Below are 21,124 nucleotides of genomic sequence, written 5' to 3'. Positions count from 1 at the left end.
AAATCCCCCACCCGCATTGCATCTTCCGATGCGATGCGACCTCCCCACAAGCGGGGAGGCGTACACTGCGCACGCGGCAAGATGCATGATCACCCCCTGCCTGCAGCTTCCATCGCCCCCGCTTGATCCTCGTCAACACCGCGCCATCATGCCTCCCTAAGATCCACGGCCGGAATGGAGACGACGCCATGATCGGGATTACGCTGTCTGCCGACCAGATCCGCTCGGCGCCACCGGAGGTGCGGCGCTGGATCGAGCATCAGGTGCTGTCGGGCCTCGGGCTCGGCCCGGAGGCGCCGCCGACGCCTGCCCTCCCCGCCCAGAGCACGCATCTCGTCGCCTGCAGCGTCGAGGATGCGGCGAAGGTCCTGGCGCAGATCCAGAGCGCGCTGCCGGCGGTGAACGTGTTCTTCGAGTTCGGCCGGCCGGGCATTGCGATGGGCCAGCCGCCGATCATGATGTTCCGCCTGATCGACATCCTGCATCACACGCGGCTGCAGAACATCGGCCAGGTGATGGCGTCGCTGGAGATGATCAACAAGGCGCTGATCGAGGTGAGGCACGATCCCTCGGTGCGCCTCTGCGGCTTCGACAATGAGGGCCACTGCCTGATCGCCCCGGAGACGCAACGTGCCATCGCCAGCGTCTGGCAGAGCGTGATCGCCAGGCAGCATGGCGTGGCGGAGGGCGAGGCGGCGTGAGGGCTGCGGTGGGCCGAGGTTTACGCGACAGAGGCGGCCGTCGATTTGAGTCTGTGGTGTTGAGCATGGCGCCTTGTTCCGTCATTCCGGGGCGCTCGCGTAGCAGCAAATCAGCAAAGCTGATTTGCCGCGGAGAGAGCGAGCCTGGAATCTGGAGCTGAGGAACGCATCTGCATACCAAGCTCGAGATTCCGGGCTCGCTCGCTGGCGCGAGCGTCCCGGATTGACGGCGTGAGGTGAGATCACGGCTCGTATCCCGACGAGGTCAGCAGGCAACCACGGCAAGCAGCCCCCTCTCCGCACCTCACGTTCGATCCAGCCTGTCCCGAAACGACGCGCCCTCGCCGCGACGCAGCCATGTCCGTCCCGGGCGGCTCGGGCCTTGAGCCTGCCGCCGTCGATGCTACGATATCATTGTCGTTCACGATCCCTCGGGAGATCGCCGATGCAGCACAATCAACGCCAGCGCCGATTGCTCCAGATCCCTCTGTTCCGCCTGCTCGCGATCAACCTCGCGCTCGGCCTCGGCATGGCCGTGGTGCTGGTCGGCGGATTGCTGCTGCTCGATCCCTGGGGCCTGCGTCACCTGATCTTCGCCGACCACTCGCCCGGCGTCGCCATCGGCCTCTTGCTCGGCTCGTTCTTCGTCACCTTCGGCTCGACCGCGATGGGCACCGCGATCATGGCGCTCGGCCGCAGTGATGATGAGGACGGTCCGAGCGGCGGCACGCGGGTGCATGCCCAGGTCAAGGTGCGGCGGCGTTAGAGTCGAACTGTTGCTGCACAGACGGTGCGCTCCCTCGCCCCGCTTGCGGGGAGAGGTGAAAGGCTGAGCTCGGCGCGAGATCCTCTCAATCGTCGCCTCACCAATGCCCCCTGCGCTTGTTCCAGGCGAACAGCACATCCGCAAACCGGTCGTAGCCGAAGCGCGTCAGCGGGCGCACCAGGCGGTTGCCGAACAGCGTGGCGAGCCAGCCCTCGCCGGGCGTCAGCGCCCACAGCAGCAGCGCCACGTCGGCGCCGGTGATCAGCTCCCCCTCCTCGTCGGTGGCGTGCAGGCGGCGGCGGACGTCGTCGACGTCGACACCGAACTCAGCCAGCGCCTGCGGCTCCTCGTTGATGTCCTTGAACACGACCCGCCCCGACTTCACCAGCGCCAGGAGCTTGTTGCGCTGCCAGTCGATGCCGGCGTCGCAGACCGGGCAGCGCGTGTTGTACCAGATGGTGAGTTGGGGCATCGACATGGGCTGCATTCGCGGCGGGGTGAGACGTCCACGATGAACGCACTTTCATCCGGCAAAATCGAGGAGTTTCGGGACCCCGCCGGCCGGTCCGTGATCGCTCTGGCTGCCCCGCCGATTCCGCGAAAACCATATGACAAAAAAGTCAAATTCGGGCAGCGGATAAGCATTTTCTGGCATTGACCGGACCGGCCCCGCCGCCGTAAAGCGCCATCCATGGCGAAAAAACCCGGCTCCAATCCCAAAGGCGAATTCGCCTTCTTCAACGTGACCTACGAGGACGGCTCGCAGCGCTCCAACCGCCGCGTCCCGGCCGAGCTGCTCGGCGGCCTCGACGGCGACGAGCCCGCGCGCGGCTTCATCATGGAGCAGGACCGCGACATCGCCGAAAAATCCGGCCGCCCGCCGCTTCAGATCAAGTCGCTGGAACGCGTCGGGGCGAAGAAGAAGTAGCTCAGCCGCGCTGCCGTAGGGTGGGCAAAGCACGCAGCGCGTGCCCACCATCAGGTGCCTGCCGCGACACTCGGTGGGCACGGCGCGCCACACTGTCCCCAGCCTAACCACCGTACCAGCGCCTTTGCCCACCCTACGGCAGTGCGCTATGCCGCTTGCTTCTCGCGCTCCGGCAACAGAGCGCTGTCGCCAGCGTCCATCTCCCTCGGCCGGTCGATCAGGCTGACCAGCGTGTAGCTGATGATCAGCAGCAGAAACCACGAGCCGAGCTTGGCCGGCGACACCATGGTCCAGCCATGCGCCTGCTGCGGATAGAGCCAGACCCGCGTGAAGGTGCCGACGTTCTCCGACAGCCAGATGAACAGCGACACCAGGAAAAGCCCGAGCAGCAGCGGCATCGCGCGGTGCACGCGCCAGACCTTGAAGTGAACCGTCGCGGGCGCGAACAAAAGCGTAGCCCAACCGAACAGCACAAATCTCAGATCGAGCCCATAGTGGTCAGTGAAGAAGTTGAGGTAGATCGCCGCGCTCAAGCCGATCAGCCAACGCCGTGACGGATGGCCGGTGAAGCGGAAGTCGAACAGGCGCCAGACGCGGCAGAGATAGCTGCCGATGCAGGAATACATGAAGCCGGAGAACAGCGGCACACCGCCGAGCCGGATGAGGCTCGGCTCGGGATAGATCCAGGAGCCGGTCGCGGTCTTGAACAGCTCCATCACTGTCCCGACGAGGTGATAGATCAGGATGATCTTCGCCTCCTCCCAGGTCTCGAGCCTTGTGGCGAGCAATGCGGCCTGCACCGCGAGCATGCAGAGAAAGAGGAAATCATAGCGCGCGAGCGGCGCGGTCGCCGGATAGAACTGCCACGTCAGCAGCATCAGCGCCACCGCGATGCCGCCGAACAAGCAGGCCCAGCCCTGCTTCACGCCGAAGCGGAGGAATTCGTAGAGGGCTGCGGTCCAGGGCGTCTCCGCCGCGCGCGCAGCGAGCCGAGCTTCGGCGGCAATGAAGGGACGCAGCGGCGCCCAGATCGCGGCGGCGCTAGCGTGCGCTGCGGCCGATGAGAACTCGTCATCATGCATGGGAATAGACGTCCGGTGAGAAGCCGATTCCTAGCAGTCGATCGCCCAACGCCGTGTGCGCAAAGTTCGGCCAATTGCGGCAAGGATCCGGACATTTGCGGACACGACGTCGTGTCGGCCCAACCGTGACACCTCGACGCCGCCCTTCGTCATTGCGAGCGAAGCGAAGCAATCCAGAGTCGTGCGCGCAGCCCTGGATTGCTTCGCTTCGCTCGCAATGACCGACAACTAAAGTATGCAACACGAACTACGCGGGCACCGCGTCCAGTGATCCTTGGATGCGCATGCTTACTCCGCTTGAGATTGCAAAAAGAGCATCAGCTCCTCGTAGCCACTTTCGACGCTCTCGTCGCCGCGGAAACGGCCAAATTCAAGATGATCGTCTTCGAAGACGTCGATCTCGATCCTTTCTCCGACCAGTGTCGCGGACAGCCGGATCGTATCGGGGCGCGTTCGTTCGATGAAAAAGTGAAGCCCGAGTTTGTCGAGCAGGCGCATTGTCGCGAAGAGAGTCGAGGACATGGGAAGCTCTTCTTTCGTGCGCTGGAGCCATGTGCAGAACAAACAAAAAGACGGGCCCTTCGGCCCGCCGTTGATGTCTCGATGGATTGCCGGGTCAAGCCCGGCAATGACGACAAAGATCGAACGTCAATCAGTTATCCAAGAAGCTCCGCAGCTTCCGCGACCGGCTCGGATGCTTCAGCTTCCGCAGCGCCTTCGCTTCGATCTGGCGGATGCGCTCTCTGGTCACCGAGAACTGCTGGCCGACTTCTTCCAGCGTGTGGTCAGTGTTCATGCCGATGCCGAAGCGCATGCGGAGGACGCGCTCCTCGCGCGGGGTGAGCGAGGCCAGCACGCGGGTGGTGGTTTCGCGCAAGTTCGACTGGATCGCGGCGTCGATCGGCAGGATCGCGTTCTTGTCCTCGATGAAGTCGCCGAGATGAGAGTCCTCCTCGTCACCCACGGGGGTTTCGAGCGAGAGCGGCTCCTTGGCGATCTTCAGGACCTTGCGCACCTTCTCGAGCGGCATGCCGAGCTTCTCGGCGAGCTCCTCCGGGGTCGGCTCGCGGCCGATCTCGTTCAGCATCTGGCGCGAGGTGCGGACGATCTTGTTGATCGTCTCGATCATGTGCACGGGGATGCGGATGGTGCGGGCCTGGTCGGCGATCGAGCGGGTGATCGCCTGCCGGATCCACCAGGTGGCGTAGGTCGAGAACTTGTAGCCGCGGCGATACTCGAACTTGTCGACCGCCTTCATCAGGCCGATGTTGCCTTCCTGGATCAGGTCGAGGAACTGCAGGCCGCGGTTGGTGTACTTCTTGGCGATCGAGATCACCAGACGGAGGTTGGCTTCCACCATCTCCTTCTTGGCCTGACGGGCCTCGCGCTCGCCCTTCTGCACCGAGTGCACGATCTTGCGGAACTCGCCGATCTCGAGACCGGTGAGCGCGGCCATCGCCTGCACCTCCTGACGCAGATCCTTGATGCGGTCCTTCTCGTAATGGACGAAGTTCTTCCAGCCTTTTGCGGAAAGCTTCGAGACGCGGTTGAGCCAGCGCGGATCGAGCTCCGAGCCCTGGTAGTTGCGCAGAAAGTCCTCGCGCGCCACGCCGTGGGAGTCGGCCAGGCGCATCAGCCGGCTCTCGAACGAGACCAGCTTCTTGTTGATGTCGTAGAGCTGCTCGACCAGCGAGTCGATGCGGGCCTGGTTGAGGCGCAGCGACTTCACCTCGACGATGATCTCGTCCTTGAGCTTCTTGTACTTGCGCTCCTGCGACGGCGACAGCGACTCGCTCTGCAGCTGGTTGGCGATGTCCTGCTCCTGCAGGCGGCGCAGCTTCTTGTACTCGGACGCGATCTTGTCGAAGGTCTCGACGACCTTCGGCTTCAGCTCGGCCTCGATGGCCGCGAGCGACATCTGGTTCTCGAATTCGTCGTCGTCCATGTCGGCTTCGGCCGCCGCCTCGCCGGGGTCCTTCTCCTCGGCGGGCGCGCCGTTCGGCGCGGCACGGAACGGGGTCGGCTGCTGCGGGGCGGCCGGCGGCGCCACCGCGGCCTGGACGTCGCCGCCCTCGGCCGGAGCGCCCTCGCCATTCACGGGCGCGGCGATCTGCGGATTCATGCCGCCCTTGGCCTCAGGGCCGGCATAGGTGGCTTCGAGATCGATGATGTCGCGAAGGAAGATCTTGCCTTCGTTGAGCTCGTCGCGCCAGATGATGATGGCCTGGAACGTCAGCGGGCTTTCGCAGAGGCCCGCGATCATCGCCTCGCGGCCGGCCTCGATGCGCTTGGCGATGGCGATTTCGCCCTCGCGCGACAGCAGCTCGACGGTGCCCATCTCGCGCAGATACATGCGCACGGGATCGTCGGTGCGCTCGCCGGGCTCCGACTTCTTGACCTCGGTGACGGCCTTCTGGGTGATCTCGACGAGCTCGTTGTCGGTCTCGTCCTCGCCGTCGTCCTTCTCGTCGGAGTCGTCGGCCTCCTCGGCCTCGGTCACGTTGATGCCCATGTCGGAGAGCATCGACATGATGTCTTCGATCTGTTCCGGCGAGGTGGTGTCGGAAGGCAGGACCTCGTTGAGCTGATCAAAGGTCACGAAGCCGCGCTTCTTGGCCTGCTTGATCATCTTCTTGACGGCGGCGTCCGACAGGTCGAGCAACGGCGAAGGCGCATCGGCGGCGTCCTTCTCGGGAGCGTCGGCCGCCTTGTCGTCCTTTTCCTTGTCCTTCACCTGCAGCGTCTTTGCCTTCGTGGCCATTCATTGCTCCCGAAACGCGCCCGCTCCGCCCATGGCATCTTCGCCCTTGGCATTGCGGCGCCCGCCTGCTCTACTCAAACTGTTCTCGACGCGGAAAGGGCGGCGCACTTTTAACGTCGCCACCCCCTGAAGTCTGTCGCTGGTGTCGTCCCGTTTTCGGACCGGCGCGCGTTTCTTGCAAAAGCGATACCGGTTTTGCAATCGAATCCGGCGCCCGACATGCAGGCGCGGTGTCCGACAGCGAAACCAACCCATCTGCTGCAGAAAATGCCCCGGACCTCTTAAACTTCGATTAACCCTATTTTTGCAGCCAAACCATGGATTTGGCGAGTCTTTTCGCGCGGACCTGATACCGCGCGGGCGGACCGGGCCGAAATGTGCTCAACTGGCGACTGGGCGCCGGGCGTCCAGTCTACACGTTGCGGTTGGTCCGTCCGGACAGTTCCCCGAAGCCTTCGATCAGCGCTTCGGTACCGTCCATCTCGGCCATCCTGGCCTTCACGTCCCTCAACCAGCCCATGTTCGGCTCGCTCGGCTCCTCGCCCAGCGCCAGCTCGGCATCCTTCAATTCCCTAAGTAAGGAGTGCCATTGCCGATGCAAGGCAACAAGCTGATGCCAGGTCGCAAGAACGTCATCGCGCGCCGCCCCCGACTTGGTCGCCCACACCGCCGCGGTCGTGATCGCCCGCTCAACCCGTTGAAGAAGCTCAGAAAAGCCAGACTTCTCCAGATCGGCCCGCATCTTCTCGGCCTGCTCGTCCGGGTCCGGCGAATGGTGGTGGTCGTGGGCGAAGGCGGCGATGACGGCAGCGCGGAGCTTGTGCGCCTCGGGATGGGCCAGCTCCAGCGCGGCGACCTCCTCCAGGTGATCGTGCAGGAGCCAAGGGTGGTTGATCAGGCACTGCAGGATCAGGGCCTCCCGGCGCGAGATCGCCGAGCGCTGGCCGCGCATGATCGGGCTCATGGCGAGCTGCGGGCTGGCCGCCTGGTAGGGGCCGCGGGCCATCACCGGGCCTGTGGATGGCGGTCCGCCGCGGCGGCCGCCCCCTGTGGATAACCGCCCCGATTGTCCGGAACCGGGACTGCGGGGGCCAAACCGCCGTCCTGATTCGGCACCGTAGCCGCGGCCAAAGCCCCGGCCGCCGTCCGGGGCGAAGGCCCGGTACAGCCGGTCGCTGAGGTCCTGCTTGTAGTAGCGCCGTACCACCTCGTCGGCGATGCCGCCGGTGAGCTGGCCGATCCGCGCCTCCAGCGCGGCACGGCGCTCCGGCGTGTTGAAGCTGCCGCCCTCGACCTCGCGCGACCAGATCACCTCGGCCAGCGGCTTTGCGACTTTGAGCACCTCCTCGACCGCGCCGCGGCCGCCGGAGCGGACGAGGTCGTCGGGATCCTGTCCTTCCGGCAGCAGCGCGAAGCGGAGACTCTTGCCGGGCTTGAGATGCGGCAAAGCAAGGTCCGCGGCGCGATAGGCCGCCTTCTGCCCGGCGCGGTCGCCGTCGAAACAGAGGATCGGCTCGTCGACCATCTTCCAGATCAGCGAAAGCTGGCTCTCGGTCAGCGCGGTGCCGAGCGGCGCCACGGCGCCGGCAAAGCCGGCCGCCACCAGCGCGATGACGTCGACATAGCCCTCGACGACGATCATCGGCGCGCCATTATGCGCGGCCTGGCGGGCGCTGGGGAGATTGTAGAGGTTGTCGCCCTTGTGGAAGAGCGGCGTCTCCGGCGAGTTGAGATATTTCGCCGGCACGTCCTTCTGCAGCGCGCGGCCGCCGAAGGCGATGACGCGGCCGCGGAGGTCTGTGATCGGGAACATCACGCGGTCGCGGAAGCGGTCGTAGGGCACCGGAATGTCGTCGCCACCGACCAGCAATCCCGCCTCGACCATGTCGGCCACCGGCACGCCCTGGGCGCCGAGATATTCCTTCAAGCCGAACCGATCCGGCGGCGCGTAGCCAAGCCGGAATTGGAGCTGCGTCTGCGGCAGGATCGCGCGATCGGCAAGATAGCCGCGGGCGCGCGCGCCATGACGGGACGCCAGCGTGTCAGAAAAGAACTTCGCCGCCAGCTCCATCACGTCGTACAGCGTCTTGCGCTGCCGCTCCTGGCGCGCCGCATCGGGCGTGACCGCGGGCAGCGCCAGGCCGGCGATTCCCGCCAGCCGCTCGACGGCTTCGGGGAAGCTGCAGCCCTCAGTCTCCATCACGAAGTCGAAGATGTTGCCGTGCTTGCCGGAGGAGAAGTCGTGATAAAAACCCTTCTGGTCGTTGACGTAGAAGGACGGCGTCTTCTCCTGCTGGAACGGCGACAGGCCCTTCCACTCGCGCCCCGCCTTCTTGAGCTTGACGCGCTTGCCGACGACGTCCGAGACCGGAAGCCGGGCGCGCAGCTCATCGAGAAATTCCGGCGTGAAGCGGGCCATGAGCGGGGCGGAGGTCCTGTGGTGATGGCCTAGGCATATAGGCACCCGTGTACGAAATGTGAACTTCCTCCGGCTTGTCCGGGCTATTCACAGGCCAGCTCGATCCTCCGGTCATTCCGGGGCGCCCGCAGGGCGAGCCCGGAATGACCGCGTGGAGAGACCGGGTCACGGCGCCAGGAAGCGCCCCGAGACGATGCGGCCGGCTTCGTCCACCGGCCAGTTGTAGACATAGGTCCAGGCTTGGCTGACGCTGCCGTCGGCCAGCGTCACGGCGAGGCGCTGGCGCAGATATTCGGTCGGCTGCTCAAAACCCTCGCCGCAGGCCTCGTACATGTCGAACTCGCGCAGCATGGGCCCGGGCTGGCGCAGCCGGAACAGCTCGCCATGCACGATATCGGCGGCATTGTCCGACAGCACCAGGCCGGGATAGTGCTGGATGCGGTAGAGCCGGCCGCGGCAGCTGGCCTCGGCGACGAAATCGGCATTGGCCGACAGCAGCCGCGCCATCGGATGGTCGAAGCCACGCATCAGAGTGCCGTAGACGAAGAGCAGATCGGTGGTCATGGCCCGTCTATAGCGGCGATCGCCGGTGATGCGAAGCGCCCGGCCGCGCCCTGCTCCGCTCAGGCAGCCATGATCTCGTCGCTGACGACGTGAAATTTGGTCAGGGTCATCAGGCCAAACGAGGTCGACAGCGCGACGTCGGCGGCGTCCCGTCCGGTCGCCATCAGGATGCGACCAATGCGCGGGACGTTGTGGCGGGCATCGAACGTGTACCACCGGCCCGAGAGATAGACCTCGAACCAGCCCGAGAAATCCATCGGGACCGGATCCGGCGGCACGCCGATGTCGCCGAGATAACCGGTGCAATAGCGCGCCGGAATGCCCATGCAGCGGCAGAAGGTCAGCGCGAGGTGGGCGAAGTCGCGGCAGACGCCGGCGCGCTGCTGATAGACGTCGTGCGCCGACTTCATGGCGTGGGCGTGCTCATAGCCGAAGGTGACGTGGCTGTGCACGAAGTCGCAGATCGCCTGCACGCGCGCCCATCCCGCCGGCGCACGGCCGAACAACGACCACGCGACCTCGGCCAGCTTGTCGGTCTCGCAATAGCGGCTCGGCATCAGATACAGCAGAAGCTCATCGGGCAATTGTTCGATCGGCAGTTGCTGGGCGCCGGGATCGATGGCGTCCGGCCGCCCACTGTCGCGGACGATGGCGCTGCCATGGAAGGTGACCCCGCCGGCCGGCGCCACCAGGCGTCCACAGAGATTGCCGAAGCTGTCGTTGTAGAACTTGATCGGCACCTTCGGCTCTGTCGTGATCGTCTCGGTGCCGACGATGTCCGGAAAGCGCGACGGATGGATCGACAGCATGATCACCATCGGCGTCGCCGCCGGGGCCGCATAGGCGATCTCGAATCCAACCTTGATCAGCATGAAGCCTCCCTGCCTCGTTCGGGCGGCACGATGCGCCAGCCTCATCCAGCCCGGACCGTAGGCCCATTGCGAACTTCTGTCTTGTGAATGATCGCCAGAATCAGCATCGTTTGGGCGACCATCATGATGTCCGCCGGCCAAATCCTCATCTGTCTGCCCAATCCGAGATCGGTCTGCCGCTTCATGAAGCAACGAGAGGCAGCATGACCGTGTCCGGCACGAGCAACACTCATCTACTCCTTCAGCCAGACGAAGTTCCGCCTGTGCTCGAGCGCAACGCCGGTGGCGCGTCGGCCTTGTTCTTCACGTGCGATCACTACGGCCGCCTGCTGCCGCGCGCACTCGGCGATCTCGGCCTGCCCGAAAGCGAGCTCGAGCGGCACATCGCCTGGGACATCGGCATTGCCGAGGTCGCGGAGCAAGTATCGCGGGCACTCGATGCGCATCTGGTGGCGCAGCGCTATTCGCGTCTGGTGATCGACTGCAACAGGTCACCGAAGGCGCCGAACTCGATTCCGATGATCAGCGAGCGCACCACGATCCCCGGCAATGAGGGCCTGACGCATGAGGACGCCGACCTGCGGCGGCGCGTCGTCTTCGATCCCTATCACGACCGGATCACTGACGTGCTCGATGCGCGCAAGGCCGCCGGCCGGCCGACCATCCTCGTCTCGCTGCACAGCTTCACGCCTGTCTATGCCGGCATCGCGCGGCCCTGGCACATCGGCACGCTGTACCAGCACGACCGGGTGCTGCCGCCGCTGCTGTTGAAGGCGCTGCGGGCCGAGCCCGATCTCGTGGTGGGCGACAACCAGCCCTATGCGGTCGGCGACGGCACCGACTACACCATCCCCGTGCATGGCGAGGCGCGCGGGCTGATCAATTCCGGCATCGAGATTCGTCAGAACGAAATCGCCGAGCCCGAGGGCCAGCAGCGCTGGGCCGAGCGGCTGATCCGCATTCTCGGCGAGATCGAGGTCGAACTGCGCAGCAAGGGTCTCGCGTAGTCCGCTACTCCGTCATGTCGGAGGCGTCGTGATGCGCGAGCAGGCCCGCGAGCCGCCACAGCGCCGTGCGCAGATCGTCATGGCTCGGCAGGCCGAGCGCGAGCCGCACCGCATTCGGTGAATGGCCATGCGCCACCGCAAACGCGCTCGCCGGCGTGATCGCGATGCCGGCGCGGGCCGTAGCGGCCGTCAAGGCTTCGGCGCGCCAGCCCTCCGGCAGATGCAGCCAGACATGATAGGAGCGCGGATCAGCCTCGATGTGATGACCGGCGAGGCACTCGGCGACGATCGCCTGGCGCACCAGCGCATCGGCACGCTTGCGCCTGGTGATCTCGGCCGCCGTGCCGTCGGCGAGCAGCCCCATGCCGGCGGCCAGGGCCAGCGACGTCACCGACCACGCCCCGGTGCGCACCGTGGCGGCGAATTTTTCGCGCATGGTCGAGGGGACGTACAGGAAGCCGACGGCGATGCCCGGCGCCAGCCGCTTGGCAAGGCTGTCGACCACGACGACGCGCTCCTCGGCCTGCGTCGCCAGCGAGACCTGATCGCTGAGGAAGCCGTAGACCAGATCCTCGATGATCATCAGCTCGTGCTTGCGCACCAGACGCACGATCTCCTCGCGCCTCGCCTCGCTCATCGTCAGGCCGAGCGGATTCTGCATCACCGGCTGGATGTAGATCGCGTTGAGCGCACTGCTGCGATGCGCCTTGGTCAGCGCGTCCGGGCGGACGCCCTCGCCGTCCATCGCGAGCGGCACCAGGGTCACGCCGAGCCGCGCCGCGATGCCCTTGATCATCGGATAGGTCACGGCCTCGACGCCGAGCCGGCCACCGACCGGCACCAGCGCCGAGATCGCCGCAGCCAGCGACTGCCGTCCGCTGCCGGCGAAGACAAAGTTCTCCGCACGCGGGCGCCAGCGCTCGCTCGCGAAGAAGGCCGCAGCGGTGCGCCCGGCCTCGGCCAGCCGGCGCTGCGTGATCGGCGCCAGCACCGGCGCGAGCTTCTCCGGCCGCTGCCAGACCGCCATCGATTTCGCGATCATGGCCGCCTGGTCGGGCAGTGTCGGAAAATTGAACTCGAGATCGATGCGGCCGTCGAACGGCTCCAGCCGCAGCGAGGGCGGCACCGGCACCGCCTCTCCTGCGACGAAAGTGCCGCGCCCGACCTCGCCCACGACCAGGCCCCTGCGCAACAATTCGGCATAGACACGGGCTGCCGTGGAGGCGGCAATTCCTCGCTCGTAGGCAAACTGGCGCTGCGGCGGCAGCCGGTCGCCGGCCTTCAGCCTGCCGTTGGCGATGTCCTCGGCGATGTCGTCCACCAGGACCGTATACGAAGCATTCATGCTATATTGCACCGAGAGCAATGTTTCGATTGCACCGAGATATGTACTGCGCGATTGCTCTTCGAACAACGCAATTGAAGAGCAATAGGTGACTCATGGCATATTCCCTGGCGCAGCGTTGGGCAACTCCGCAAGTTGCCCATGGAAAGAGCAATTTGCTCGGGGTGCCGCAACTCTGGCTGCAGCGCCTGTTCTGGCGGTCCGAACTGGCGATGCTCGATCGCGAACAGATGCGTGATTGCGGCCTTGATCCGGCGATCGTCCAGGAAGAGGCCAACAAGCCGTTCTGGCGCGACTGACAACGAGACCTGGGAGGACACAGCCATGCCGATGCTTCCGTTCCATCAAGTCGACGTGTTCTCCAAGGTCGCCTTCAAGGGCAACCCGCTTGCCGTGATCGCCGAGGCCGACGGCCTCGACGATGCGGCGATGCGGGCGATCGCCAACTGGACCAACCTGTCCGAGACGACCTTCCTGTCACGCGCTCAGAATCCGGGCGCCGATTATCGCGTGCGCATCTTCACCCCGCAGCGCGAGCTGCCTTTTGCGGGCCATCCGACGCTCGGCTCGTGCCACGTATGGCTCGCGCTCGGCGGCCGGCCGAAGGGCGAGCATGTGGTGCAGGAATGCGGCGCGGGTCTCGTGCGCATCAAGCGTGACGGAGACCGGCTCGCCTTCGCAGCCCCGCCGCTCAGGCGCTCCGGCGCCGTCGATGCCGAGCTGACGAGCAAGATCGCAGCAGCGCTCGGCATCCAATCGAGCACAGTGCGCGCCGTGCAGTGGGTCGACAACGGCCCGGGCTGGATCGGCGTGCTGATCGACTCGCGCCGCGCGCTGCTCGACATCCGCTTCAATCCGGCGGCGCTGCCGCAACAGCCGATCGGCGTGGTTGCGCCATGGGATCGGGCGCAGGATGGACCGGAGGCCGACTACGAGGTACGCGGCTTCATGTGGGGTGGCGGCGAGGACCCGGTGACGGGCAGCCTCAATGCAAGTCTGGCGCAATGGCTGATCGGAACCGGAATTGCTCCGAAGCAATATGTCGCTTCCCAGGGCACGGTTCTCGGCCGCGCCGGCCGCGTCCATGTCGCGCAGGACGGCGAGACGATCTGGATCGGCGGTGACGTCGCGCCGGTGGTGAAGGGAACGATCAGCCTGTAAGGCGACCGCCGCAGAATCTCGAGTCGGTCGCAGACCGGTCTGGTGTCAGCGCGGCCTCATTGTTCTCCCGGCGATGCGAAGCATCGTCCGGAGACGCGCCACGCGCGGCGCTCCTCACCAGGAGTTTTTTTGACTGCGCGGCGAATTTGCCCTCATCCTGAGGAGCCCGCCGAGGGCCGGCGCCTCGAAGGATGATGGAAGGGAGGCTGGGGCTGCGGAGGCGAGCTCGTCAGCGCGCCCGCGTCAGCGCCAGCCACACGCCGCCGCCGATCATGAAGCCGCCGGAGATGCGCGACACCAGCCGGGTCCGCCTGGCCGAGAACAGTTTTCGCGCACGGCCCGCGAGCAGCGCATAGATCGCGTCGGTGAGACCCGCAATCAACATGAAGGTGACGCCGAGCAAACCGACCTGCGGCACGTGATCCCGGCTCATGTCCATGAACTGCGGCAGGAACGCGCCGAAGAACACCATCACCTTCGGGTTCGAGAGCAGCACCAGCAGCCCCTGCAGGAAAAAGCCGCCGCGCGGCGGCGGTGGCGGCGCCTCGCCCGCAGAGATCCCCTCGATCGGCGAGCGGATGAGCTGAATGCCGAGCCACACCAGATAGGCCGCACCGATCAGCCGCACCCATTCGAACCAATAGCCCATCGTGGCCATCAGCGACGTCAGGCCGACGGCGACGATGCCGATCGCGATCGCCAGCCCGGTCTGCACACCGGCGATATTGATGAGCGCGGCGCGGGTCCCGTGGCGCAGACCGTTGGCGATCAGCAGCGTCACGACGGGACCCGGCAGCAGCGCGAGCCCGATGCAGGCGGCGACGAAGGCGAGATAGACTTGCAGGGACATGAGGCGCCTCGATGCGAATGAGGCGCTCACTAATGCACGACATGTCTGCAGAGGGAAGCCCGCTTTTCCTCGCGCGATCCACACCGCAGCGCTCTTGACATGCAACCATTTTGTTGCCTATTCTTTCTCACATGGATGATGTCTTCAAGGCGCTTGCGGACGGCTCACGACGCGCCCTGCTCGACAGGCTCCACGCGCGGAACGGGCAAACCCTGACCGAACTCTGCGACGGCCTCGCGATGACGCGACAGGCCGTGACCAAGCACCTTGCCATTCTGGAAGCGGCCAATCTGGTCGCGACGATCCGGCATGGCCGCGAGAAGCTGCACTATCTCAATCCGGTGCCGATCCATCACATCGGGGAGCGCTGGATCAAGAAATTCGAGCGCGGCAAGCTCGCCGCGCTCAGCGAGTTGAAGCGGCAATTGGAGGAGCGCGATGAGTAAGCCCGAATTCGTCTACGTCACGTATATCGCGACGACGCCCGAGAAATTGTGGGAAGCGCTGACATCAAACGAATTCGCGAAGCGCTACTGGTTCGGCACCGAACTGCATTCCGATTGGCGCGTCGGCTCGCCGTTCACGCTGGTGACCGACGGGATGACGACGGATGTCGGCCAGATTCTGGAGTTCGATCCGCCACGCCGGCTCTCCTACACTTTCCAGCACGTCCTGAAAGACGAGTTTCGCAACGAGCAGCCGACCAAGGTCGTGTTCGCGATCGAACAGCACGGCAACTCCGTCAAGCTGACCCTGACGCATGAAGGCTTCGAAGGAGCGGGGAGATTGCTCGATGCGGTTTCCAACGGCTGGCCCGCGATCCTGTCCGGCCTAAAAAGTCTGCTGGAGACCGGAACGGCGCTGGCGATCCCGATGTCAGCGCTCGGCAAAGGAGTCTGAGCGATGGATCTTGCAAAGTTCAGGCCCGCCACCGTCTACACGATCTACATCGCCGCCAGCCCTGAGAAGGTGTGGCAGGCGCTGACCTCGGCCGAGTTCAGCCGGCAATATTTCTTCGGCTTCGCGGTTGAAGCCGAGCTGAGGGCGGGTGGCGCCTTCATCGTGCGCGCGCCGGACGGCTCCGAACACATCAGCGGCCAGGTGATCGTCTGCGAGCCGCCGCACCGGCTGATCGTCACGTGGGACGTCAACTGGCCCGGCCTCGTCGAGGCACTGGGCCGCACGCTCGTGACCTATGAGATCGAACCGGCCGGCGACGCCGTCCGTCTCACGATGACTGAAGCGCACGAGCGGCCGCTCTCCGACGACATCCTGTCCGGCGGACGCCAGGGCTGGCCGGCCATCCTGTCGAGCCTCAAGAGCGTGCTCGAGACGGGCAAGCCGCTCGCGGTGAAGATGACACCGCCGACGCGCATGCTGGCGGCCCTGAAGGCGATGGGGATTGCAGTGCCTTAAACGACAAGGCCTGCTACGACACCGCGGCGATCTGTGGGATGCTGGCGAGGACGGCGCCGACCTGGACCGCATTGCCCAGCATGCCCCCCCAATGCAGCCACCGCAGCCGGCGCACGGCCGTCGTATCGCCGGAATCCCTGTCGCGGATGCGCGCGTCCATCTGCTGCAGAAACCAGCGGCGCGAGACCAGCGCGAACGCCGCGATCAAGCCAATGCCCAGCCCCAGAACGGGACGGCCGTCGGCCAGCACGGCGAGTGTGCCGATGCCGCCGGCGATCGAAAGCGCCACGAAGTAGGAGTCGAACATGCCGCGCAGGAGCCGGGTGACCGGCACGATGTCGAGCCGCACCAGCAGGAACGCCGGCGCGGCCAGCAGCAGATAGAACATCGGCAGCAATAGGACGATCGCGGCAAACAAGGCGACGTTATCCGGCATCATCCTTCTCCGACATTGGGACCGGCCGACCATTGGCGAGCCGCGGTTCGAACCAAACCCGTGCGATCGTCGCGGCAGTCCTGGCCTTACGCCGGAGCTACGATCCGGCGGTACAGATGCCAGCTCGCATGGCCCAGCACCGGCACAGTGACCAGCAGCCCCAGGAAGTACGGCAATGCCGAGATGATCAGCAGCACGGTGATGACGGCGGCCCAGCCGATCATCGGGCCGGGACTGGTCACGACCGCGCGCACGCTGGTGATCATCGCCGTCACGAAATCGACGTCGCGCTCCAGCAGCAGCGGAAACGATACGACCGTGAGCGAGAACAGCACCAGCGACAGGGCGGCGCCGTCGAGATTGCCGATCGCCAGGAAGAGCAGACCCTCGTTGGTCGTCAGCACCACCGTCATGAACTCCTTGATGCTGGAGAACGAGGCATTGAGCCCGAGCAGCAGCGCGATCAGGAGGCGCACCTGGTACATCCAGATAATGAAGAAAAATAGCGTCACGAACGCCATCCAGGCAATCTCGCCGCGTGACGTGATCGTGCGCCAGATCGCGCCATAGGTGATCGGCTGGCCGAGCTCGCGGCGGCGACTGACCTCGTAGAGACCGATCGCGACGAACGGGCCGATCAGCGCAAAGCCCGCGGCCAGCGGATAGGCCAGGTAGACCATGCCGAACGCGGTGACGCACAGCACGATGCTGATGCCGCCGAGCACGTAGATCAGCCCGAAAGCAAGGCCGAACATGGGCTGAGCCTGAAAATCACGGAGGCCTTGCGTCAAGGCTTCGGCGATATCGGCCGTCGTGATGCGGCGCACCACGGGATCGGATCGTCCCGAGACGGATGCGGTCATCGGCGTACCCTCCTGACTGTTCTTGTTGGCGATGATGCTAACAGCGGTAGGGCGAGGATTTCAATTTCAACTTGTAGGCAGCGGACAGGGTCTAAGCCGTGGCGTCCCGTGAGGCGAGATGCGAAGCCGCGCGGCGCCGCAGGTCCCCTCTCCCCCGTCCTTACGGGGCGAGAGCTGGGGTCAGGCGCGGCCACATCCGACGCATGTTGTTGGACCCGTGCTCGTCACCAAGCGGGGGGAGCCTCGCAAGCCGCGCCATCGGGCTCGCACGGCAGCAAGCTCGCCCTACCCCCGCGCCCGCAACTCGCGCCTCAGCACCTTGCCGGTCGCCGTCATCGGCAGGGTGTCGGTGAATTCAACGTGGCGCGGGTATTCGTGCGCAGCGAGCTTCACTTTGACGAAGTCCTGGATCTCTCGCGACAGAGTGTCATTTGCAATGAAGCCGGGCCGCAGCACGATCCACGCCTTGATGGCCTCGGTGCGCACCGGGTCGGGAATGCCGACGACGGCCGCCAACGCGACTGCCGGGTGCTTGAGCAGCGTGTCCTCGATCTCGGCCGGGCCGATGCGATAGCCGGCCGACGTGATGACGTCGTCCTCGCGGCTCGCATACCAGAAATAGCCGTCGTCATCCTGGGTGCCGAGATCGCCGGTCAGCAGCACGTCACGAGCGAACTTCTTCTGCGTCGCCTCCGGATTGCGCCAGTATTCGATCATGGTACAGGGATTGGGCTGGCGCACGCCGATGATGCCCCTCTCTCCGCGCGGCAGCTCCTCGCCCTTGTCGTTAACGATCAGAACCTCGAAGCCCGGCGTCGCCTTGCCCATCGAGCCCGGCCGGATCGGAAACAGCCTCGCATTGTTGCCGACGACGAGATTGCATTCGGTCTGGCCGTAGATCTCGTGCGCATCGATGCCGAAGGTCGCGCGCACCCAGTCGAGCAGCTCGGCGCCGAGCGACTCGCCGCCGGTGAGGATGCTGCGCAGCTTGACGCCCTCGTGCTTGACATTGGCCTGGCGCATCAACTTCAGCGCGGTCGGGGGCAGGAACACGTTGCGGACGCCGTAGTCCGCCATCAGTTGCATTGCGGCCTGCGGCTCGAATTTCCTGGCGCGATAACCGATCACCGGGATCGCGTGATACCATGCGGGAAACAGCGCGTCGAACAGGCCGCCGATCCACGCCCAATCCGCCGGCGTCCACATGACGTCGCCGGGCTTCGGCAGGAAGCCGTGCACCATCTCGACATTGGGCAGGTGGCCGAGCAGCACGCGATGGGCGTGCAGCGCGCCCTTGGGATTTCCGGTCGTACCCGAGGTGTAGATGATGATGGCAGGGTCGTCGCTCGACGTGGCGACGGTCGGGAATTGATCCGAGGCGCGCTCCAGCGTCGGCCAGAAGGCTCGGGCGCCGAGGCCGTCGCCATCAGTGACATAGATCGTCTTGAGCTCCGGCAGGTGGTCGCGAATGCGCGCAAGCTTCGCAAGGCCCGTGGCGTCGGTGACGACGACCTTGGCGCCGGAATTCTGCAGCCGGAATTGCAGCGCGTCCTCGCCGAACAGCGTGAACAGCGGCACGGAGACGAGACCGGCGCGGAACGCCGCCAGATGGACGATCGGCAGCTCCAGCGACTGCGACAGGAACACCGCGACGCGGTCGCCCTGCGCGAGACCATCGGCCTTCAATACGTTGGCGAAGCGACAGGAGTAATCGCGCAGCTCATCGAATGAGACGCGCCGGGCGGCGCCGTCCTCCTCGACGACGACCAGCGCGAGGCGGGCGGAGCCGTCGGCGTGGCGATCGCAGGTCGCGACCGCGATGTTGAACTGCGCCGGAATGTCCCAGCGGAAGTCGCGAGTGAGCTGGTCGTAGTCGGACGTTTCCTTGAGCATTGTTCTCTCCGTCATGGCCGGGCGAAGACCCGCCTGCGGGGCCGAAGCCCCTCCGGCGCGGCGACGGCCCGGCCATCCACGTCTTTACTCTTGATGATAGTCTTAAAGACGTGGATGCCCGGGACAAGCCCGGGCATGACGATTTGGGGATGGCTCGGCGCTTCGCGCGGCCTAGCCCGACAGCGCCGCCTTCACCAGTGCGCTCGCCTTGGCAAAATCCATCTGTCCCGTGTACTTCGCCTTCAGCACGCCGATCACCTTGCCCATGTCCTTCATGCCGGCGGCGCCGGTCTCAGCGACGGCGGAGGAGATGGCCGACTTCACCTCATCGTCGCTCATCTGCTTCGGCAGATAGGCCGAGATGACCGCGATCTCCTCGCGCTCGCCCGCGGCGAGCTCGGCGCGGCCGCCCTTTTCATACAGCTCGACCGACTCCTGACGCTGCTTGATCATCTTCTGCAGCACCGCGAGCACGTCGGCGTCGGTCAAGGGCGGCTTGCCTTCGCCGCGCGCCGCGATGTCGGCATTCTTCAAGGTCGAGTTCACCATGCGAAGGGTGGACAGCTTGCGCTCGTCCTTGGCCTTCATCGCCTCCTTGACCGCATTGTTGATGTCGTCGCGCAGCATGATCTCGCCCTCTCAAATCCATTGGCGCTGGTCTAGGCGGTTCGCCCACCCGAAACAACACGGTTCCGCATCCGTTCCGGTCGGATGCCTCGAAACTCCAGTCAAATTGACCGATATCGCGTGTGAATCGGCCGCTTCCCGCTTTGACGCCGCGCGCCAGGGGCACTATGTAGAGGCCTCATGACACACATCGATACTGACGCCGCCTGGCCGGACCATAAACCGACCGCGCTCCTCGTGCTCGCCGATGGAACGGTGCTGGAAGGCTACGGCCTCGGCGCCGAAGGCCACGCCGCGGGCGAGGTCTGCTTCAACACCGCAATGACCGGCTATGAGGAGATCCTGACCGATCCCTCCTATGCCGGCCAGCTCATCACTTTCACTTTCCCGCATATCGGCAATGTCGGCACCAACGACGAGGATATCGAGACGGTGAACATGGCGGCGACGCCGGGCGCGCGCGGGGTGATCCTGCGCACCGCGATCACCGACCCCTCAAATTATCGCGCGACGCGCCATCTCGACCAGTGGCTGCGCGCGCGCGGGATCATCGGGCTGTCCGGCATCGACACAAGGGCGCTGACCGCGCTGATCCGCTCCAAGGGCATGCCGAACGCTGTGATCGCGCATGCCAGGGACGGCAATTTCGACCTCGACGCCCTGAAGAAGGAAGCGCGGGAATGGCCGGGCCTGGAGGGCATGGACCTGGTGCCGATGGTGACCTCAGCCCAGCGCTTCACCTGGGACGAGACCCCCTGGGTATGGAACGTGGGTTTCGGCCAACAGACCAATCCGGAATTCAACGTCGTCGCGATCGACTACGGCATCAAGCGCAACATCCTGCGCCTGCTCGCCGGCGTCGGCTGCAAGGTGACCGTAGTGCCGGCGACGACGCCCGCCGAGGACATCCTCGCGATGAAGCCGGACGGCGTGTTCCTGTCGAACGGACCGGGTGATCCCGCGGCGACCGGCAAATATGCCGTGCCGGTCATTCAGCAGGTGATTTCGTCGGGCACGCCGACCTTCGGCATCTGCCTCGGCCATCAGATGCTCGGGCTTGCGGTTGGCGCCAAGACCAAGAAGATGCATCAGGGCCATCACGGCGCCAATCATCCGGTCAAGGACGAGACCACCGGCAAGGTCGAGATCACCTCGATGAACCATGGCTTCGCGGTCGACCAGGACACGCTGCCATCGGGCGCGACGCAGACCCACATCTCGCTGTTCGACGGCTCGAATTGCGGCATCCAGCTCGAGGGCAAGCCGGTGTTCTCCGTGCAGTACCACCCGGAAGCGTCGCCCGGCCCGCGCGACTCGCACTATCTGTTTCAGCGCTTCGCCGAGCTGATGCGCGAAAAGAAGCGCAGCGCGGCCTGAGGTCGGCAGCTGGACACGATGCCCGGGCTGGTCCCGGGCATTTTTCTGTCCGCAAT

General features: G+C 65.4%; 23 protein-coding genes. 10 read left to right on the top strand and 13 right to left on the bottom strand.

The window, feature by feature from the left end; genetic code table 11:
* Window positions 1-188: 188 nt before the first annotated feature.
* Both QX070_RS08270 and QX070_RS08265 read left to right on the top strand, forming a co-directional pair.
* Window positions 189-701, top strand: a complete 513-nt coding sequence (locus tag QX070_RS08270; protein WP_315736400.1) for a hypothetical protein — start codon at window positions 189-191, stop codon at window positions 699-701.
* Window positions 702-1,146: 445 nt separating this feature from the next.
* Complete coding sequence (locus QX070_RS08265; protein WP_315736399.1) at window positions 1,147-1,467, top strand: hypothetical protein; 321 nt, start codon at window positions 1,147-1,149, stop codon at window positions 1,465-1,467.
* A gap of 97 nt (window positions 1,468-1,564) precedes the next feature.
* Here QX070_RS08265 and QX070_RS08260 read toward each other — a convergent pair whose 3' ends face one another.
* Window positions 1,565-1,939 carry a thiol-disulfide oxidoreductase DCC family protein gene (locus QX070_RS08260; RefSeq protein WP_315737048.1) on the bottom strand — a complete coding sequence of 125 codons (375 nt, stop codon included), beginning with the start codon at window positions 1,937-1,939 and terminating at the stop codon, window positions 1,565-1,567.
* 219 nt (window positions 1,940-2,158) lie between these two features.
* Between QX070_RS08260 and QX070_RS08255 the strand changes: the two genes are divergently transcribed.
* Window positions 2,159-2,395, top strand: coding sequence for a hypothetical protein (locus tag QX070_RS08255; protein ID WP_008963614.1), 237 nt, complete (start codon window positions 2,159-2,161; stop codon window positions 2,393-2,395).
* Between the two features lie 146 nt (window positions 2,396-2,541).
* Here QX070_RS08255 and QX070_RS08250 read toward each other — a convergent pair whose 3' ends face one another.
* The 6 genes from QX070_RS08250 to QX070_RS08225 all read right to left on the bottom strand — a co-directional run bounded on the left by QX070_RS08250 (window position 2,542) and on the right by QX070_RS08225 (window position 10,093).
* Window positions 2,542-3,477: a DUF817 domain-containing protein gene (locus QX070_RS08250; protein WP_315736398.1), complete on the bottom strand. Its 936-nt coding sequence runs from the start codon at window positions 3,475-3,477 to the stop codon at window positions 2,542-2,544.
* Window positions 3,478-3,765: 288 nt separating this feature from the next.
* A complete protein-coding gene (locus QX070_RS08245) occupies window positions 3,766-3,999 on the bottom strand; it encodes a hypothetical protein (RefSeq protein ID WP_315736397.1) in 234 nt (77 codons plus the stop codon).
* 130 nt (window positions 4,000-4,129) lie between these two features.
* Window positions 4,130-6,238, bottom strand: a complete 2,109-nt coding sequence (rpoD, locus tag QX070_RS08240; protein WP_315736396.1) for an RNA polymerase sigma factor RpoD — start codon at window positions 6,236-6,238, stop codon at window positions 4,130-4,132.
* Between the two features lie 412 nt (window positions 6,239-6,650).
* Window positions 6,651-8,657: a DNA primase gene (gene dnaG / locus QX070_RS08235; protein ID WP_315736395.1), complete on the bottom strand. Its 2,007-nt coding sequence runs from the start codon at window positions 8,655-8,657 to the stop codon at window positions 6,651-6,653.
* Window positions 8,658-8,822: 165 nt separating this feature from the next.
* Complete coding sequence (locus tag QX070_RS08230) at window positions 8,823-9,221, bottom strand: gamma-glutamylcyclotransferase family protein (protein WP_315736394.1); 399 nt, start codon at window positions 9,219-9,221, stop codon at window positions 8,823-8,825.
* A 59-nt stretch (window positions 9,222-9,280) separates the two neighbouring features.
* Window positions 9,281-10,093: a transglutaminase family protein gene (locus QX070_RS08225; protein ID WP_315736393.1), complete on the bottom strand. Its 813-nt coding sequence runs from the start codon at window positions 10,091-10,093 to the stop codon at window positions 9,281-9,283.
* A 203-nt stretch (window positions 10,094-10,296) separates the two neighbouring features.
* On the opposite strand from QX070_RS08225, the gene QX070_RS08220 reads away from it, so the two are divergent.
* Complete coding sequence (locus tag QX070_RS08220) at window positions 10,297-11,100, top strand: N-formylglutamate amidohydrolase (protein ID WP_315736392.1); 804 nt, start codon at window positions 10,297-10,299, stop codon at window positions 11,098-11,100.
* Between the two features lie 4 nt (window positions 11,101-11,104).
* Here QX070_RS08220 and QX070_RS08215 read toward each other — a convergent pair whose 3' ends face one another.
* Window positions 11,105-12,514, bottom strand: coding sequence for a PLP-dependent aminotransferase family protein (locus tag QX070_RS08215; RefSeq protein ID WP_315736391.1), 1,410 nt, complete (start codon window positions 12,512-12,514; stop codon window positions 11,105-11,107).
* Between the two features lie 86 nt (window positions 12,515-12,600).
* Between QX070_RS08215 and QX070_RS08210 the strand changes: the two genes are divergently transcribed.
* Window positions 12,601-12,744, top strand: coding sequence for a hypothetical protein (locus tag QX070_RS08210; protein WP_315737087.1), 144 nt, complete (start codon window positions 12,601-12,603; stop codon window positions 12,742-12,744).
* Window positions 12,745-12,769: 25 nt separating this feature from the next.
* Window positions 12,770-13,606 carry a PhzF family phenazine biosynthesis protein gene (locus QX070_RS08205; RefSeq protein ID WP_315736390.1) on the top strand — a complete coding sequence of 279 codons (837 nt, stop codon included), beginning with the start codon at window positions 12,770-12,772 and terminating at the stop codon, window positions 13,604-13,606.
* A 229-nt stretch (window positions 13,607-13,835) separates the two neighbouring features.
* Here QX070_RS08205 and QX070_RS08200 read toward each other — a convergent pair whose 3' ends face one another.
* Window positions 13,836-14,456: a LysE family translocator gene (locus QX070_RS08200; protein WP_315736389.1), complete on the bottom strand. Its 621-nt coding sequence runs from the start codon at window positions 14,454-14,456 to the stop codon at window positions 13,836-13,838.
* 131 nt (window positions 14,457-14,587) lie between these two features.
* On the opposite strand from QX070_RS08200, the gene QX070_RS08195 reads away from it, so the two are divergent.
* The 3 genes from QX070_RS08195 to QX070_RS08185 are packed head-to-tail and all read left to right on the top strand — an operon-like array spanning window position 14,588 to window position 15,872.
* On the top strand, window positions 14,588-14,902 hold the full coding sequence (locus QX070_RS08195) for a helix-turn-helix domain-containing protein (RefSeq protein ID WP_315717502.1): 315 nt from the start codon (window positions 14,588-14,590) through the stop codon (window positions 14,900-14,902).
* Window positions 14,895-15,356, top strand: a complete 462-nt coding sequence (locus QX070_RS08190; protein ID WP_315736388.1) for an SRPBCC family protein — start codon at window positions 14,895-14,897, stop codon at window positions 15,354-15,356. The genes QX070_RS08195 and QX070_RS08190 overlap by 8 nt, the downstream gene beginning before the upstream one ends.
* Before the next feature lie 3 nt (window positions 15,357-15,359).
* Complete coding sequence (locus tag QX070_RS08185; RefSeq protein WP_315736387.1) at window positions 15,360-15,872, top strand: SRPBCC family protein; 513 nt, start codon at window positions 15,360-15,362, stop codon at window positions 15,870-15,872.
* Window positions 15,873-15,885: 13 nt separating this feature from the next.
* On the opposite strand, the gene QX070_RS08180 is transcribed toward QX070_RS08185, so the two are convergent.
* The 4 genes from QX070_RS08180 to QX070_RS08165 all read right to left on the bottom strand — a co-directional run bounded on the left by QX070_RS08180 (window position 15,886) and on the right by QX070_RS08165 (window position 19,691).
* On the bottom strand, window positions 15,886-16,308 hold the full coding sequence (locus tag QX070_RS08180; protein WP_315736386.1) for a hypothetical protein: 423 nt from the start codon (window positions 16,306-16,308) through the stop codon (window positions 15,886-15,888).
* An 86-nt stretch (window positions 16,309-16,394) separates the two neighbouring features.
* Entirely contained in the window at window positions 16,395-17,171 is a 777-nt protein-coding gene (locus QX070_RS08175; RefSeq protein ID WP_315736385.1) for a DUF2189 domain-containing protein, read from the bottom strand.
* A 285-nt stretch (window positions 17,172-17,456) separates the two neighbouring features.
* Window positions 17,457-19,064 (bottom strand): acyl-CoA synthetase, encoded by a 1,608-nt coding sequence (locus QX070_RS08170; protein ID WP_315736384.1) that lies wholly within the window; start codon window positions 19,062-19,064, stop codon window positions 17,457-17,459.
* A 171-nt stretch (window positions 19,065-19,235) separates the two neighbouring features.
* Window positions 19,236-19,691 carry a GatB/YqeY domain-containing protein gene (locus tag QX070_RS08165; RefSeq protein ID WP_315736383.1) on the bottom strand — a complete coding sequence of 152 codons (456 nt, stop codon included), beginning with the start codon at window positions 19,689-19,691 and terminating at the stop codon, window positions 19,236-19,238.
* Window positions 19,692-19,871: 180 nt separating this feature from the next.
* Here QX070_RS08165 and carA point away from each other — a divergent pair, with 180 nt between their 5' ends.
* Entirely contained in the window at window positions 19,872-21,068 is a 1,197-nt protein-coding gene (gene carA / locus QX070_RS08160; protein WP_315736382.1) for a glutamine-hydrolyzing carbamoyl-phosphate synthase small subunit, read from the top strand.
* Window positions 21,069-21,124: the final 56 nt, after the last annotated feature.

This window comes from Bradyrhizobium sp. SZCCHNR1093, assembly GCF_032381175.1.
Classification (GTDB): domain Bacteria; phylum Pseudomonadota; class Alphaproteobacteria; order Rhizobiales; family Xanthobacteraceae; genus Bradyrhizobium.
This window is presented reverse-complemented; position numbering and strand designations above follow the sequence as displayed.